This window comes from Pseudoalteromonas sp. R3 (assembly GCF_004014715.1).
GTDB lineage: Bacteria > Pseudomonadota > Gammaproteobacteria > Enterobacterales > Alteromonadaceae > Pseudoalteromonas.
Genome location: NZ_CP034835.1, coordinates 2,999,911 through 3,016,414, shown reverse-complemented (window position 1 = coordinate 3,016,414; position 16,504 = coordinate 2,999,911). Strand labels below are relative to the sequence as shown.

Annotated in this window: 10 protein-coding genes; 7 read left to right on the top strand and 3 right to left on the bottom strand. The window is 46.5% G+C overall.

Annotated features, from left to right (window positions below; genetic code table 11):
• The first annotated feature begins 10 nt into the window (after nucleotides 1–10).
• The 4 genes from ELR70_RS18240 (at nucleotide 11) to ELR70_RS18225 (ending at nucleotide 2,575) form a co-directional block, all read left to right on the top strand.
• A complete protein-coding gene (locus tag ELR70_RS18240; RefSeq protein WP_054015701.1) occupies nucleotides 11–430 on the top strand; it encodes an AraC family transcriptional regulator in 420 nt (139 codons plus the stop codon).
• 71 nt (nucleotides 431–501) lie between these two features.
• A complete protein-coding gene (locus ELR70_RS18235; protein WP_054015702.1) occupies nucleotides 502–909 on the top strand; it encodes a VOC family protein in 408 nt (135 codons plus the stop codon).
• 252 nt (nucleotides 910–1,161) lie between these two features.
• Nucleotides 1,162–1,644 (top strand): hypothetical protein, encoded by a 483-nt coding sequence (locus tag ELR70_RS18230; protein WP_054015703.1) that lies wholly within the window; start codon nucleotides 1,162–1,164, stop codon nucleotides 1,642–1,644.
• A 40-nt stretch (nucleotides 1,645–1,684) separates the two neighbouring features.
• Nucleotides 1,685–2,575: a DUF1444 family protein gene (locus ELR70_RS18225; RefSeq protein WP_054015704.1), complete on the top strand. Its 891-nt coding sequence runs from the start codon at nucleotides 1,685–1,687 to the stop codon at nucleotides 2,573–2,575.
• Between the two features lie 93 nt (nucleotides 2,576–2,668).
• On the opposite strand, the gene ELR70_RS18220 is transcribed toward ELR70_RS18225, so the two are convergent.
• Together ELR70_RS18220 and ELR70_RS18215 are read right to left on the bottom strand one after the other, a co-directional pair.
• Nucleotides 2,669–3,325 (bottom strand): VC0807 family protein, encoded by a 657-nt coding sequence (locus tag ELR70_RS18220; RefSeq protein ID WP_054015842.1) that lies wholly within the window; start codon nucleotides 3,323–3,325, stop codon nucleotides 2,669–2,671.
• Nucleotides 3,326–3,522: 197 nt separating this feature from the next.
• The gene (locus ELR70_RS18215) at nucleotides 3,523–5,061 is read right to left on the bottom strand and encodes a choice-of-anchor A family protein (RefSeq protein ID WP_054015705.1); all 1,539 of its coding nucleotides are present in this window, start codon (nucleotides 5,059–5,061) and stop codon (nucleotides 3,523–3,525) included.
• A gap of 364 nt (nucleotides 5,062–5,425) precedes the next feature.
• On the opposite strand from ELR70_RS18215, the gene ELR70_RS18210 reads away from it, so the two are divergent.
• From ELR70_RS18210 to ELR70_RS18200, 3 genes are all read left to right on the top strand, one after another.
• Nucleotides 5,426–6,472, top strand: coding sequence for an acyltransferase (locus ELR70_RS18210; RefSeq protein WP_054015706.1), 1,047 nt, complete (start codon nucleotides 5,426–5,428; stop codon nucleotides 6,470–6,472).
• Nucleotides 6,473–6,908: 436 nt separating this feature from the next.
• Nucleotides 6,909–13,505, top strand: a complete 6,597-nt coding sequence (locus ELR70_RS18205) for a hypothetical protein (protein ID WP_128064664.1) — start codon at nucleotides 6,909–6,911, stop codon at nucleotides 13,503–13,505.
• Between the two features lie 283 nt (nucleotides 13,506–13,788).
• Nucleotides 13,789–15,216 (top strand): MATE family efflux transporter, encoded by a 1,428-nt coding sequence (locus ELR70_RS18200; RefSeq protein WP_054015708.1) that lies wholly within the window; start codon nucleotides 13,789–13,791, stop codon nucleotides 15,214–15,216.
• Between the two features lie 46 nt (nucleotides 15,217–15,262).
• Here ELR70_RS18200 and ELR70_RS18195 read toward each other — a convergent pair whose 3' ends face one another.
• Nucleotides 15,263–16,195, bottom strand: a complete 933-nt coding sequence (locus tag ELR70_RS18195; RefSeq protein ID WP_054015709.1) for an endonuclease/exonuclease/phosphatase family protein — start codon at nucleotides 16,193–16,195, stop codon at nucleotides 15,263–15,265.
• Nucleotides 16,196–16,504: the final 309 nt, after the last annotated feature.

Here is a 16,504-nt window from a genome sequence, read left to right as displayed (position 1 = left end):
GGTGTATTTTATGGCAACACACAACAAAATAAAAAGATTGAATGCTGGCAGGGACTATATTGCAGATCATTTTCAGGGGCCGCTCTGTCTATCCGATATCGCCAGGAGTTCATATATGTCTCCTTTTCACTTTTTGCGTGTGTTTAAAGATATGTATGGAGAAACCCCCAATGAGTTTCTGGTCCGGCTGAGAATCGAACAAGCCAAGAAAATGCTCATTACCGAAAACCTGAGTGTTTCCGAGGTGTGTGAACAGGTAGGATACGCAAGTCTTGGTAGCTTCTCTTCGTTGTTTGCAAAGCAAGTGGGCATGGCACCGACTTCCTATCGCCGTAAGCTTTGGGCTTTGTCTTCAGAGGCTTATCGCTTCCCCGCGCAGGCTATACCGGCATGTTATGCCTACCGTTTTTTGGGTAAGCTGACAAAGTGAGCAATTTTGGAGAAATATCTTTTTGATTGTTTCTATACAATAAAGATAAATCAACTACAGGAAATAGGAAAATGATCACATCTATAGCGCATGCCACAGTATATGTACTAAATCAGGACGAAGCGCTTGATTTTTATAAAAATAAACTCGGATTTGAGGTGGGTGACGATATGAAAGTGGAAGGGGATTTTCGATGGCTCACTGTTTACCCGAAATCTAAGCCACAGCTTCAGCTGGTATTGGCTGAGCCCAAAGAAGGCCCAATGTTCAGCAAAGACGCAGCCGAAAAAATACGCAGTTTAATTGCAGAGGGCGCATTTGGGGCGGGTGTGTTCGAAACCGAAAATTGCCAAACAACCTACGAAGAACTGGTGGCCAAAGGCGTGGAGTTTATCCAGCCACCAACAGAGCAGCTATACGGTATCGAGGCGATGGCGCTGGACAACTCCGGTAACTGGTTTAGCTTGGTGCAGCGATAGTACATATTCCAAAAATCTGGCAGGGTCATTAATGACCTTGCTGTACGACGCTGATGTTACATCCCACCTTTTAAGTCTTTCATTCACTTGTCTACTTTCAAGCTGTCAAATTCAATCACTTTTTATGATGCGTGAAGTTGAGAAAGTTTTTTCCAGCTATCTGATGTAAAATCCGGCGACTTAATTAGGTGAGTGAAGATATCGCCACCAGCTAACTAGGCGCAAAAGGCGCTGTAACTATGGAAAGACACAATGGCTATCGGCCTTTTTATTCCTGATTCATTCGACCCGCCTGTTTGTTTTGAGACACGGCATTTCTATTTTCGTACTTTAGATAGCAGCGTCGCTGCACCTGATTACGAAGCGGTTATGTCGAGTCTGAGCAGGTTAAAGGGTATATTTGGCCCAGACTTTGACTGGCCAAAGCCAGGCATGACCTTTAATGAGAGTCTGCAAAGCCTGAGAGTGCACGAGCGTGAGTTTGAATTGCGCCAGGCGTTTGCGTATTCCGTGTTTGATCCCACGCAGAGTAAGTGTCTGGGCTCTGTATACATTGACCCAAGTCGATCGCCACATTACGACTGTGAAGTGTATTTGTGGATCCGCACTGATAGCCAAGCGCAGGATGAGCTGCTGTTCACCACAGTTCAAAACTGGTTGAAGGAATGCTGGCCGTTTGATAAAGCCGCGTTCCCGGGCAGAACACTCTCATGGGAAGAGTGGCAGCAGAGTTAGGTGGTGTGCGGCATAAGGCTAATTTATAACAGGAGAGGTAATGAATAAAATATTGATAATGCTGGTGGCATTTTTCTTGTCGGCGAGTGTATTTTCAACAGAGTCGCTCTTAAGTGAGCGAGCGTTCACTGAAAATTTCATAAAACATATTAAGAAGAACGGGAGTAAAAGGGACTATGAATTTGAAAGTGAACTAAAAATCAGAGCAAAAGATGATAATGGTGGTGAGCATATTATTTATATGGGGAATGCTTACGATACTTACCGCTCTGGGCACAAAACCTTAGAGCAGGTCTATACGAGCTATTCTGCGGCGTTAAACAATCAACTAACTGCACTGAAAAATACAGAAGTTCAGACCATCATGCCTGTCATTAAGCCAATTGATTATCTTGAAGGCGTTAAAAGACAGCTCAAGGAAGCTGGCTATGAGGGAGAGGCGCTGCCATTTTTCTACCAGCAACTCAACGAGGACCTAATCAGGCTGTTTGCATTTGACTCCGAGGATAGCATGCGATTTGTATCGCCGGATGATGTTAAGCAGCACGATATTGAAGCCACTATCTCGGATATTGCCGGTCAAAATATGCGTCGTTACTTTGAGAGTTTTGATACTGGGGTACAGAAGCTGGATACCGAAGGTGAGGGAGACGTCTACGTCTTTGTGGCTGATGATAACTATGAAGCCTCAGTGCTAACTGTCTTCGATCATTTGCAAAGTAAATTGAATCTGAAAGGCGAGCCAATCATCTTCGTCCCCGCAAGAAATATAGTCATTATTGCCGATATAACGGAGCTCGCTGCTGTACAAAAAGCACATATGATAGCCGTGGGCGTCTACTCAGAGTATAGCTATACAATCTCACCTCATGGCTACGTTTATCAGGGGGGAGAGTGGATAAGGATCACGCCTGACTTGTCAAAGAAATAAGTTAATACTCAGTGTGTCAGGAGTGTTTTCTACAGCTGGCAATATGAAGTGCTATACAGAGCATATATGCTCGGTATAGCACTAAGCATGCAATCACTCCTGATCGTGAAACATGTCTTCTAGCTTAAGCCCGGTCAATTTTTTCAATGAATTGAGCAGGTAATAGAGTGCGATAAAAAAGACGATCATCGTCGGCACCATGATCACCGGATAGCTTAGTGCGGTCATTCGGCCCAGCTCATTATTGTATGCTTCTGTGCCCGCCGGGCTGACTACTATCATTTTGGCCAGGATATAGTTCAGGGCAGAAGACAGGAAAAACGCGCTGGCGAGAATTTTTGATGCACCCATTTGGACCTTTATCAACTTGTCGCTGTTGCCCTTTTCTGCCAGTGCCTTTTCTATTCCTTCAATGTCCATAACCGTGTCGTTAAACATCAGAGTTTTCAGCAAAGGATACTTAGTATACTGGCTGACAATAATGCCGATACCGATAAGGCCTGGGATCAGCGCTTCTTTAATGGCGATGTACTTAGCATCCAACTCCAGCAGGCTGATCCCACCGGTGAGCAGTACAGAGACGATCCCCAGTCCGGAAATAAAACTAAACTTACCGGTATTCTTGCGCTCCCAGAGACCAAACCCGAGAGGAAAAAGCAGAGCGATGATCACGCCAAGCGCCGGACCCAGATGTTGCTCGCCTGAAAATTTAGTCAGGATAACCACTGGAATAATAATGTTAAAAATCATTTGGCTGAAAAAGCCACTTTGTTTCTTATTGGACGACGACACTTTGTCCCCTGTAGATCTAAACAACGAATGGCCTGAGTGTACGGCAAAGCGGGGCAAAAGGGCAACTTTAGGCGTAGGGTGAATGGCTGGCAAAAACAAAGAAGCCGCATACAGCAGCTTCTTTACAATGGATGAATGATGGGCTAGTTACAGAGTTAGTTACAGAAATTTTTAACCCAGGTTAGATCATTCACTCGATGCGGAACATGGAATAGTTTGGTTGCGGCAGCTGTTTGAGGATCAATCTCGTAGATTGCTGCATCGGCATTGCGCTCCCGGCCAGAAACATACAGTGTCCCTTCAGGTGAAATAGCCAGTCCGGAAGCCCAGTTTACGCCATGCTTGCCTATCAATGTCAGCTCAAGGTTTGCATCTGCGCTATACAGTGCAGTACCGGTCAGAACATACAGTGTGTTGCCGTCTGCTGAGTAGGCAATATCACCATTTTTAAAGTCTTCATCTGAGGCTTTCATTTTGCCCAGTACACGCTTTTCACCCGTTGTTACGTCATAATCGTAGGCGTAAGTACGGCTGGTGGCTTTTAGCACGTCACCGGATACATCATAAGCCAGTCGGATCACTTTATAGCCGTCGGTGACAGACTCCAGTGCTTGTGTCTGCGTGCTGAGGTCATAGCTGTAAATATGAGAAGCGCGTGTTTTACTGCTCTGCTGATCAATAAAATACAGTTTGCCGTTGTGTGAAGCGATATTCGACGCTGTATTGTTCAGGTTGATCACTTTGTCAGACTGACCTGAGCTTAGATCTATCTGGTGGACATAACCCTGTTCAGCATCACCGTAATAGTTAATGGCATATAACCCGCCCTTACAGACAGCGTTGTCACTTGGTAGCTGACCAATGAAGGCTCCGCCGCGTAATTCCATAGAGCCGCTGAAGCTGTTCGCAACAATGGGCATAGTCGCCGTGCCATGGGGAGCCGTAATATCTGCTTGAGGTGCCAAAATTACGCCTTCCGTTTGCAAACCCGCCAGATTAAGTGTGGTTGCATTCGTAAAGTTAAAAATAGTGCGGTGTCTATGCTGGGTCAGCGTCGCGTAGCTCTTGTTATTAAGTGGCGCGAAGTTATGTCCATCACCTGAAATATTGAAAATAATCGTGGCATTGTCTGGAACACCTGATACATCAAAGGTATGGCTGGCCTGGACGTCCTTACCAGATAAATTAAACACCTGTACGTCGCTGCTGTTATCACCTGTCAGATATAAACCACCCCATTGTTTCAGGATGTCACCAGTTTGCGGCAGGGCTGCCAGGCTGGCTGAGAGTGCCAACATATCAGACTGAGCATCAGCAAAGTCAACTGGTAGAGTCGTGGCGTTGGCAGTCACCTGAGCACCGGTTTCCAAACCTAAACGCACTGCTTCGCTGATTTTATCTGTCTGGCCACCGGCAATGATATGACCGACATATTGTCTGCCATTGATGTACTGAATGTCGCCACCTGCAACCAGATAGTGTGCGTTAAGGGCACTGCTATGACCATACCCGATAGAATAGCCATTGAGGTTGACGTCATCGCCTGCAAATACAGCACCCAATGCATTTCCCGATGTTGAATAAAAATCATCAAATACCAGCGCGGCATAGCCTTTATTGAGATCATGCTCAGTTAATGCGCTTACCGAAAATGCACAGGCAGCCAGTACGCCTGCGAACAGCTTTTTCTTCATTAAGTTCTCCACGAGTTAGGCCTGCACTTATGCTTGAGTGCAGCTGCCCTTGTCAAAAATTCGCCTATTCTAGTTCTTTTATACTAATTTGTCTCTACTTTTCTTTGAGTTTGTACCTTATTTGTGTTTTTTCTGGTTCGGCGTGAGTCAAAGGTGAAATAAGAAGTGAGCGACCTCAGGTGCCTGGAAAAAAGTGTTTCGCAACTTTGAAACTGATAAAAATCCTCGGCTTGTTAGTTAAACAGACTGATGCGTATTTGTGTATAAAGCGTCTGAGTTGTTTAATCCTGTAGATCCAATACAATGCGTCAGTTGGGCATAAAGTGCCCCCTAAGGACAATAACAATAATAACAGGACCTCATCATGGAGATCAGAAAGCTCAATTCCCTGAGAGGGATGGCAGCATTAATCGTTTTTGTAACCCACTTCAGTGATATTACACATTGGCTGGACGGCGCGCTGGGAGGCGGGGCAGGTGCATATGGAGTGATGTTGTTTTTCCTGCTGAGTGGTTTTTTGATGTCTTACCTTTATCTGGATAAAGACTTTGGTGCAAACAGTATAAAACGCTACCTGGTTGCGCGCTTTGCCCGTGTTGTGCCGCTTTATGTGCTGGTGGTCTTCGCCTCGTATGCATTGACAAAGGTTGGCAGCGATCTGCTCTATCATATTCCCGATCATCAGGCTTTGCTGGGGCACCTTTTGTTCCTTTACGGCGACAGTGTGCTCTGGTCTATTCCACCAGAAGTTCAGTTTTATTTTTTGTTTGTGCTGCTATGGTCGCTCGCCACGAACCGGCGTGGTTATATTTATCTGCTGATTGTCGGGTGTTTGTTGCTGTTATTTTTTACAAACTTTCCTCGTATCCATGGCGACTTTTACGGTGTGCCTTATAATCAGTTCACTGTACTGCGCAGCCTGCCTTATTTCTTTATTGGCGTGGTATTCGGATTACATTACAAAACCCTGATTATTCCTGCGTACCTGAAAAAACATCGATTTGTGTTTGTACTGTGTCTAATTCCCCTGATGTACCCAGAGTTGTCGCCCATAACATCGGACGCCAAAAACCGCATGTGGCTCAGTTATGAGGTACTGCTGGTCATGAGCTGTGTGTTTTTCTGTGTCGTTTTTCTGGTACCCGATAACAATGTCCTGCTGGCTAACAAGGTTGGAGACTTTTTTGGCAAAATCTCATACTCCCTGTACTTGTTACATATGCCAGTGATCACTTTTATTCATCAGTTTGACTGGGCTATTGAGTTTAAACTTATTGTTTCATTTGCATTGAGCACCGCGATTGCGTTTGTGTCTTTTGTTTGTATTGAAAAGCCAGTTGCTGGTTTAGTCAGGCGTTCGGTTTATGTGGGCAATTCAAAACGACCCGCTAGAGGACGCTGTAATGCATGAAGTCTGTAACTGGGTATGTCTTGAAACATCGCAAAATACTGCGACATAAATTCATCGCAGGTCGAGCACAAACCAGCTTTTTGTATTTCTTAAACGCACCCTCTTGTATCTATTGTAAAAATGGACACTATTGTGAAGCTTGGTGAGTTTTCTCAACAAAATATTGCGAAAAATAGCATAGTTTTTATTTGACCTGCACGGCGATTTAATTAAAATCGCCTCTTTTTTGTTCAAATATCTGTTGTTGAAAGTGAGGCATTGCATAGTGGTAAATAAGATCGTTGGTGTAGTGAGAAGGTCCTTGGTGATCACGCTGCTGGGTTTGGGACTAAGTGCTTGTGGAGGAGGGGGTGGTGATACACCAGCTGGGTCCCAAACAAACACTCAAACAGGCAACGGCGGGTCTACTGTTTCTCCTGGCAACAGAGTACCGACAGTGTCTATCGCCGGAGCGCAAAGTGTCAACGAAAATGAAACGTTGACTCTAACAGCCGTTGCTGATGATCCTGATGGTCATATTAGTCGCTATGCGTGGTCATATCAGTCTGATTCTGAATTGCAGCTAGGCGGTGAAGACAGCCCGACGCTCGATATTATAACTAAAGATGTCAATGAAGATACCCAGATTACAGTATCTCTGACCGTCACTGACAACCTGGGCTCACAGGCAACAGCCACTTATCCGGTGACTATCAAGAATGTATTAGCCCCATTCTCGATTGAGATAACCGGGGAAAGTGCATATACAGAACAAACCGATTTTATCCTCACCGTTGTGCCTTCTGTAGACGTCAGCCAAATCTCGCAGATCACCTGGACACATGATGCAGCAATTGAGTTGCTGCTCAGTGATACAGATAAGCCTGAGCTCACCGTTAGCACCCCGGATCTGACGGATAATCTGGGGGTGAATTTCACGGTCAATGTTGAGCACATTGATGGTCGGGTACAATCTGAGTCACATTGGGTACAGATCCTGGCGTTACCGAATGTCTCACCGACGGTTATTGTGTCCGCGGATGGAGAAGTGGCAGAGGGCGTTACCTTCACTCTGGCTGCGGATGCCTCTGATGGCGATGGTCAGATAGTGCGCTACTTCTGGTCATATAGCTCTGAGCTGCAACTGGTAGTGTCAGATGTGACAGAACGAACCTTGCAGGTGACAGCACCCGATATAATCGCAGACAAGACAGCTCACTTTAGTGTGACAGTTGAAGACAATCAGGGGGCAACGGCGACGGCTTCGCATTCTGTCGTGGTTCGCGCGCTGCCTAACGTCGCGCCAACGGCAGCCATTCAGGGAGAGTCAACTCTGCTTGAAGGGCAACAGCTAATACTTACAGCACAGGCCAGTGATAGTGATGGCGAAATTGAGCGTTATAGCTGGAGTCATACCGCATCTGTTGACCTGGTATTAGACACCTCAGTGGAGGGGCAGCTTAGCCTTTCAACCCCCGATATTATGCTTGACAGTACTGCCATCGTGTATCTTGAAGTCATCGATAATCAAGGCGCGGTTACCAAAGTTGCACATAATATTGAGATAAAAGCGCTGCCAAATGTTGTACCGCAAGTGAACATAAGTGGCCCTGTACAGGCCAGCGAACGCACGGTTTTCTCTCTGGTTGGTGATGCGAAAGACTCTGATGGCGAAATTGTCGCTTATCAGTGGCATCACGATTCAAATCTGGCTCTGATATTAGACGGTAGTGAGCATGCCAGCCTGTCGGTGACCAGCCCGGATATTCAGCAGGCGCAAGATGTCACATTTACCTTGACTGTAACAGATAATCAGCAAGCGCAATCCAGTTATACTCACCTGGTAACCATTGCACCTAACATAGTAGAACTTACCATACAGGGTAGGGTAACGGATGCCCCGATCCCATTTGCCGATGTTGTCCTGGAGGTCGCACAGAGAAGCTTTACTGCGCAGGCTGATGAACAGGGCGATTACCAACTGACCTTCAGTGTCGATGAGAGTGAAGTAAATGCGCTGGGTACTTTGCGCGCAACCGACGCCCAAACGCAAGGGCGTGTAGAGCTTGTATCGCAGTTGGGCGCCGTGTCTGAGCTTCAGGAGGCTGCCGGAGAAGACAGTACACTCAACAGTGATGAGCTATTCGATGTGAACGTCACTAACGTGACTACAGCTGAGTACGCCTTACTGCGGCGTATGCATTCGGCCGGGTTCAATGATGCGAACGAGCTCAAAGAAGCGCGCAAACACATTGCCGCGGGCGAAAAACTCTCGATTGCGTCACTATTAAAAGCAGTGATTGACCACGGGGTTGCTCTACCAGAAGGAGCTGCTTCGACACTGGCGCTTGCACAAAATGCCGAGTTGCTCGCTCAGCTGACGGACTCCCTGGACACAGAGCAGCCCGCGTTACTGGCGCAAATTGAAGAGGAAATTAAACAGGATAATACCTTAGTTGATGTTTCCAGTTTTTCGCCGTCAGGCACTTATTACTTACTTGAAACCTCCGTGGTTGACGGTTTTGGCGCCAGCATAGAGTTTAAAGAAGACCACACAGGTTCTCTGGCAGGCAGATCTCTGTCTAACTTCACATGGGAAAAACAAGGGCAGCAAATCCAAATCACCCTGGAGAATGAACTTGATGTCAATACCAGCCAATTTAGCACCCGCGCGGGCTTTAAGACGACCCAGCTTACTCTGACTATTTTCGACAGTGCGGAGCACGCTCAGGCTGTCACTCTTGATTTTGTGCCAACTCAGGAATTGCCCCAGGCACCTGATGGCAGAATCTCTGTCAATGCCCAATTGTTTGATAGCCGCCAGATCACTCAGCTAGCAGACGATGAGTTTATTGGTAAATGGTCGCTGCTTTTCAGTGATGACTATAGTGGACAAAGGCGTATTCGTTTTGACATGAATGCCGGTAATCAAAGTGAGGTGTTCGCTGATGAACCAATGCTCTCCGATGACGGAGGCTTTAAACTCATAGGTACTTGGTATTACACCCGGCCCTGGGAAGAGGTCAGGATCAATGCTCCCTTTTTTAACTTCGGATTTGTGCCGGTCAGGGAGACTGAATTTGGTTATCAGGGCCTGATGTTGTCGGGGTTCGATGAACACAGGCGGGTCGTTCAGGCAAATCTAATTAAGTATCAGGACATTAGCTTCGACGACATTGATTACCAGAAAATGTGGCGCCAGATAGCTAACAAGGGAGCGCAAAACCAATTTAAGGTTGATAGCAAAGACAACTACCATTATCGGTGGCACAGAGATATTGAAGGGGTTAAGGAGAATGGGTCTTTGCATCAGTATCATTATGAGTTCGCCAATCAGACCGTGGCGTACTGTGACACCAGTCAACCAGAATGTGAGATTAGCAAAGTATTCCGTCACACACTGCTTGCTGTTCATGGTGATCACATTGCCGTGGAGCTTGCCACAGATGAATATAACAGAGGTGATTTCGGCATATCCTATGATATCTCAAGAAGTATACATTTTTATCGCCTGTCTGACAGAGACTGGAAACTGGGGCAGTTTGACAAGTCGCTCTTCAAGACTGATCGCTTTGGACAAGCACTAGATCATGGTCTGGGTCTTTATTATGTTAGTGATGATGGTGTGTCGCATATTGAACGAGACTCTCATTGTCCGACTAGCCCGTCACCAGCTCAATTGTGTTCCGACACCTTAATTATAAATGGCGTTGAGTACAAAGCACGACTGGATGGCGCTCGAATCGAGCTTGAGCATCTTGTAACTGAAGCTCGTTCGTATTTGTTGATCCAAGATGAATCTGAGTCTGAACTGGTGTTGTGTCATGTTACGGAGGGAGAATCCTGTCATGCCAATAATACGTTCCGCTTTAGCTACACCAAGCCGGCATTAAGCATTAGCTTTGCTATTGAAGGCCTAGGGGAGTTATCGCCAAGTACCTCTGACTATTATTATGGTGAAGCGTTCTTAGTTGCTGTGAACGTGCAGGAAGGTTCACGCCTGGCAAATATTGAAGGGTGTAATGGTTATCTTACTGAACTTCAGGGACAAGCCTATTATCGGGTAAATAACCCGGTTGCAGATTGTGAAATCAACGCCAGCTTTATTGAGGATTTTGTGCCGACAGAGTCATCCTTACTCGTCGATACAAGCGCGGAGGCTATCCCGACGGGTTGGTACTATGAAATGACGGGTGATAACCGTGGGGTATTTTATGGTACAGACACTAGTGCTAGTTTCTCAGTGACACAGAGTGAAGGTACTTCTGTCTTTACCTTCGATGATCAAAAGAAAGTAGCAGTACAGCTTAATTATGGCGAGTTAAAGTGGGTGAATGGGTTCACACTCACTCATCAGGGCCAGGATGTGGATATTCGCTGGAGTGCGTCTGACTGGCAATGGGGGAAGGTCAGTATGACGGAAGTGCGCTCTGTACAACCCAGTCACTATCTGGCGCCGCTTGACATAGGCAGAGATAATTTGATCGGTGAATGGTCAGTCACTTCTATTGAGCACGGAAAAACAGTTCGGCTGACTCTCAATGATGACCATACCGGAGTGTTATCGAGAATTGAGCCGGGAGTGGGTGTACCGTCACAGCTTACCTGGGAGTTGACCGCGCAGGGTGAAATCCGCTTGTATGGCGAACAGTCTGGTGATTCAGCCACAGTGAAGCTATATGAACAAAGGGAAGGGGGCTATGCCTTTGCCGTCGAGCAGGTTGAATTAGGTGGCATGTCAAGTGGTGCTAAGCCAACCTGGTTGAGTTACGGGGCAGGTTTGCTGGTTCCACTTAAAGGCATGACTATGGATGATTTGGCTGGGAGCTGGCGTTTCAATCTCAATGATTCATATTATGGTTTTGAATTGTATCAGGGCGGTGAGGTTCGCTCGGGTCGCTTTAGCGGCGCCGCGACAGCCAAGTTGGACAACCATCAACTCACAGTGACTGCTTTTTACAATCGTGTTTTGAGAAGACATGATGCGTTATGTAGTGCTGGAAGAGATGAATGCCAACAGCAAACAGTTGGTTCGTATACTGTTTTATCCTTTATCTCAGGTCGCCTTTATGTGTATGAGCATAACGAATCGGGGTCAGCCGGGACTCTGGTAAAAGTGGATATTGACCCGGATGGCAAGCTCAATGGAATTGACTACTCCATGAGGTCAAACAACCAGTATTATCAGAAAACAGGGTCCTCACTTCGTAAGTGGTCTTTCTATCACCAAAGTGGTTATTCACATGGCACTTTGTTGATCGATGATAAATTCCCGCAGACCAAATATCTCGTCGACGAGCAAAATGGTCTTATTGAGTTATTGGATCTGAGTGGCGAGTTAGTTGACCAGTATAAAGTAATCGATAACGACGTTGACTCTATTACCTTGTGTCGATTAACTGATGGTCAATGCAATCCTGCTGAGCACGTTATTTTGTACTATCAGCCAGCCATGGTTGAAGTGGCTATTACTGCACCACAAAGTGTAAACATATCAAGTAACCTCACTTTACCTTATATCCAATATGGTAGTCATTTGGAGGTCTCTGTTTCTCTTGATTGGGACAGTGGTTTGTTTGTGTCGTCTTTCGAAGGCTGTGGTATCGAAAAGCCCAAGTATATTTTTGGCAACGGGTTATCTTTCAGAGTCGATTCGGTCACCGAGTCCTGCGATTTCAGGATAACCGTGGAGCAAGAGCCTGAGTCGCACGCTGACAGGTTAGGTATTACAGATGACTACCTGCGTGGTTGTATTGATGCTCAATCAGGCAACTATATTGAATATAGTTCTGAGTTGTCTTGCTATTATAACCGAGAAAATCAACCAACAGATTTAACTGGCTTAGAGAAGCTGCGGTACCTGCAATGGCTCCGTTTAGAAAATACCGTATTGAGTTCGGATGGGCTGCGCACAATTGAAAAACTGACAAACTTAAAAGAGCTGACCATCCGAAATGGTGAAAAGGACGATGGCGTGATTGAGATGGATTTAGCTAACCTACCGTCTCTTCGAACAATTGACTTAAGTCTTGGGAGCTTTGGTTCGGTTACGTTGCACAATGCACACTCACTGACAAAGCTAAATATCTCCGGGTCTGACGTTAGCGAGCTTGATATAGCAGAAGCTACGGGACTACAAACTCTCTCTGCATCGGGTATAAACGCGACCAGTTTGGATATCAGTCATAATACGCAGTTAACTGAATTGGACATATCTTATTCTCAAGTACTCGAAGTGGTTGGTGTGACGCAAGCGCACATGCTTGAATCCCTCTCGGCTATGAACTCCCAGTTAAATTACCTGGATTTAGGTCAATTCACGCACCTTGAAAAATTGGATATTCGAAGGACGCAGGTTGCAGCACTGGATATCACTTTTGCACAAAACCTGGTTGAGCTGAAAGCGTCAGATACGCCACTGAGTGTTCTGACACTCAGTCGAGAGTCAAATATCACTCTTTTGGAAATTAGAAATGTCCCTGTGACACAACTAAATACCCCGTTCATGAAAAAATTACGCAAACTTGTTGCGACGCGTTCTATGCTCTCGAGTCTCGACTTATCACTCAACTCTGAGTTGTCGACAATCTGGCTAGCAGACGCTCAATTAACGAGCGTTATCATGCCTGAAGAGGGGGGCAATATTTCAACCGTGGATTTGCTGAACAATCCCCTGACGGAGTTTATTGCCAATAAGCTTGATACCGATAGTTTAGTTCTGCGCGGTACCAGATTAACCTCGCTCGATTTGACAACAGTGAAGCGTGTTGACAAGCTAATTATATCTGAGACTAATATTACGCAAGTAACCTTGCCTTCTGGCCTGAGTAGTTTGAGTGCATCCCGTGTCCCAATGACAGAGTTCACTATTCCTGATAATTCACAGTTAGATTATGTGGTTTTTCAGCACAATACGCTCAATGCGATTCATGGACTTGATGCTTTCATCGAAAGTGGCAGGCCATTAGCTCTATATCTGTATGACACTCAGGTGGATGAAGACCTACTGACACGGCTTGAATCGATAGAATCAATCTCAATTTTAGGCCGGTAAAAACCAGGTTGAGCGAAACTGGTCTGTGTTACCAGTTTCGCTCAGCTCCATCTGTTCGTTAATTCTGTCCAATTTGTTGCCAGCAAGAATAGACGGTTGTGACACCCATAAGTTATTCACCCCCCAATCTTGTTCGTTAATCGAATTCCCTCTCACACTGCGTGAACTATTGCCCTGGATCCGGGTCAGGTTTATTGGTAGCCAGTGACTGTCAGGTTAACTGCTGGCGAAGCACCGAATTTTAGGTAATACACTGCGTTATTCAGGGAGTAACTTCTCAATTATGGGTTCTGACAATTCACCGGCATTGAGCCTGGGCGAGCCGCTCCAGGTATGTGATAAGCAAAGAAAGCGGGCGGTGCGCAAGCGCTGGATCTTAACTGGTTCCACCAGCGCGGTTCTAAAACAGCTAACCCTACCTATGTTGTGGGCGATTCTGGCCTTATTCAGCGCAGACTTGATTGAACTCTATTTTGCCTCGCGTCTGGGTGTTGAAGAGCTGACCGCGATGAGCTTTACCTTGCCTGTTCAGGCGACCTTGTTCGCTTTTGCCATTGGTCTTGGCATTGTGGTGGCCACCCGACTGACACAGGCAAAAGAAGTGGAGCAGCTGGCCGCTGTGAGCCTGATATTCACGGTACTCGTTGGTGCTGCTCTGGCGATTGTCATATGGCTGGGGTTGCAGCCGCTGTTGACGATGCTGGGGTTTACTGAGTTTGCTGCGCGAGAGCAGGTTTGGCCTACGCTTGAGCGCTACATGCAGTATCGCCTTGGTGCTGTGGTGTTTTTCTTCATCGTGATGGTTGTATTTGGGGTACTTCGTGCCTTTGGTAATATGCGTGGCGCCGCACAGTTATTGGTGTTATTTGCCGGGTTACAGATAGTGATGAGCGCTGCGCTATATACGCCCTGGGCGCAATCAGCTTTACCCTTAAGTGGGCTGGAGCGTCTTGGGGTTGCCCATTTTGTAGCGGCAATGAGTGCAAGTTTGTACGCTCTTTACTTGCTGCGTGTTAAAGAAAATATAGCGCTGAAAGTTCATCTGTTGTCACAGCAAAGTCGCCAGGCGTTCCGTCGTTTGTTCAGACTCTTCATTCCGGTTGTCGCTATGCAACTACTAACACCGCTGGCCCAGTCGTTATTAATGATGATCGTGGCCTCTCAGGGCAGTGACGCCGTTGCAGCCTTTGGCGTGGTGATGCGTATAGAGCCGCTTGCGCTGCTGTTGCCTATGGTGCTGACCACTTCACTGCCTATCTTCGTCGGCCAAAACTGGGCAGCGAACAAATCATTGCGGGTGCGCAGAGGAATAAAACAGGCGCTGGCCGTTTGTATTGTCTGGCAGGGCGCCATAGCAATTGCCTTATTCTGGGGGGCCGATATGCTGGGTGTTGGCTTCTGTAAACAGTCTTTTGTTAGCCAGTCAATTGAGCTGGCGATGTGTATCCTGCCGATATCTTATGCGGCACTGGCAGGTGTGATGCTGTATGTGAGTTGTTGTAATGCCATAGGTCGCAGTGGGTTAGCGTTGAATGTCACGCTGGTGCGCTTGTTTGTGTTGTCGCTGCCGGGGGCGTTTATTGGCGCTCAGCTCAACGGCTTTCAGGGTATTGTCTGGGCACTGGCATTGGCAAACTTTTTGGTTGGAGCGTGGTTGTTGTATGGGACCATGCATTCACGCAGTATGCAGCCAAGAGTAGCCACAGGCTGATAAGATACGCAGGGCCTGATAAGTCAGGCCCTGTAACCGAACGGTGTTACTTCAGGTCGATACTTAAAGCGCAATGATCTGCAAGCATATTGTCTGGGGTCATGTCAGCAAAGTAGTGAAACTGAGCACTGCCTGCCTGATAGTTTTCTTTCATGGACTTAGCCACAAGAATATGATCAATCGGTGCCGGATAGTAGGGGTGGCAACCGGTTAGCATTTGATTTGCGTTGAACACGGGGGCTTTATCCATATTATTCGGATGGGCATTTGCAGCACCCTGAGGGTAATACAGATCTCTGCTCAAACGGTTGTAAGGCGCAGTTAACCTGTGGTTAAAGTCACCCAGCACGATGAAGTTGGCTTGCGCTTTGGCTTTTTTCTCGACCCAGTTATCTAAAATAGGCGCTTGTTGCGAAAGTATCTTACAAGCTTCTTTGTCGGAGCGCTTGTAGTCATCTACAAAGCAGCCACTTTTCAGGTGCACGTTCAATAGGTGAAGTGCTTCGCCCTGATAATTGAGCTGGATCTCAAGGCCATTTCTGAGGCCCGGTTTAACAGCTGAGAAAGTACTATGCTGGACGACTTTATCGATGGTCAGGGACTTTTTCACCACGAAGGCCACTTTTTGTTGCGTTGAGTCGTTACCACTTTTACGGCAGGCATAGGTTTTACTGTCGGCTCTGTCCGACATGACGATATGCCAGTACTTATCCGAAAAAACCTGACTTACGGCAGCAGCAGAAGCGACTTCCTGTAGCGCAATCACATCTGCGTTAAGCGACTGAGCATACTGTTTAAGGGCCTGAATGTCTTTTGCACTTCGAGGCTTACAGCCCGTGTTGTCTGATGCAGAAAGGTGTTCAATATTCCAGGTTGCAACGCGCAGCGTTTGCTTTGATGTTGTCTGATCCTGATGAGAATGTGACAGTACGGGTGCTGCACATAGCAGTGCACACAACGCCGCTGCATTTTTTAGCATAGAGGGAGTCATAAAGCGTCTAAATTCATAAAATTGCAATAGTGTTATAGTGTATCAAGATTATTGCTGTTTGATGATACAAGTTAGAATATTTGCGTTAAATTCATCAAAAAATCAGACGTTCTGTTACTGGGTTTCCGAACATGCCGCTCGTCCACTGTGGGCCAATAAAAAGTCGCTCAGCACCCGTACGCGCTTGGCTTTGTTAAACTCAGCTTAATGACGAATACAAATATGATTGTGGGAGTTGGCATTAACACTACCCTAACAACCATATTTATGCGCATCTTGCAGGAGCTGAGTGAAATA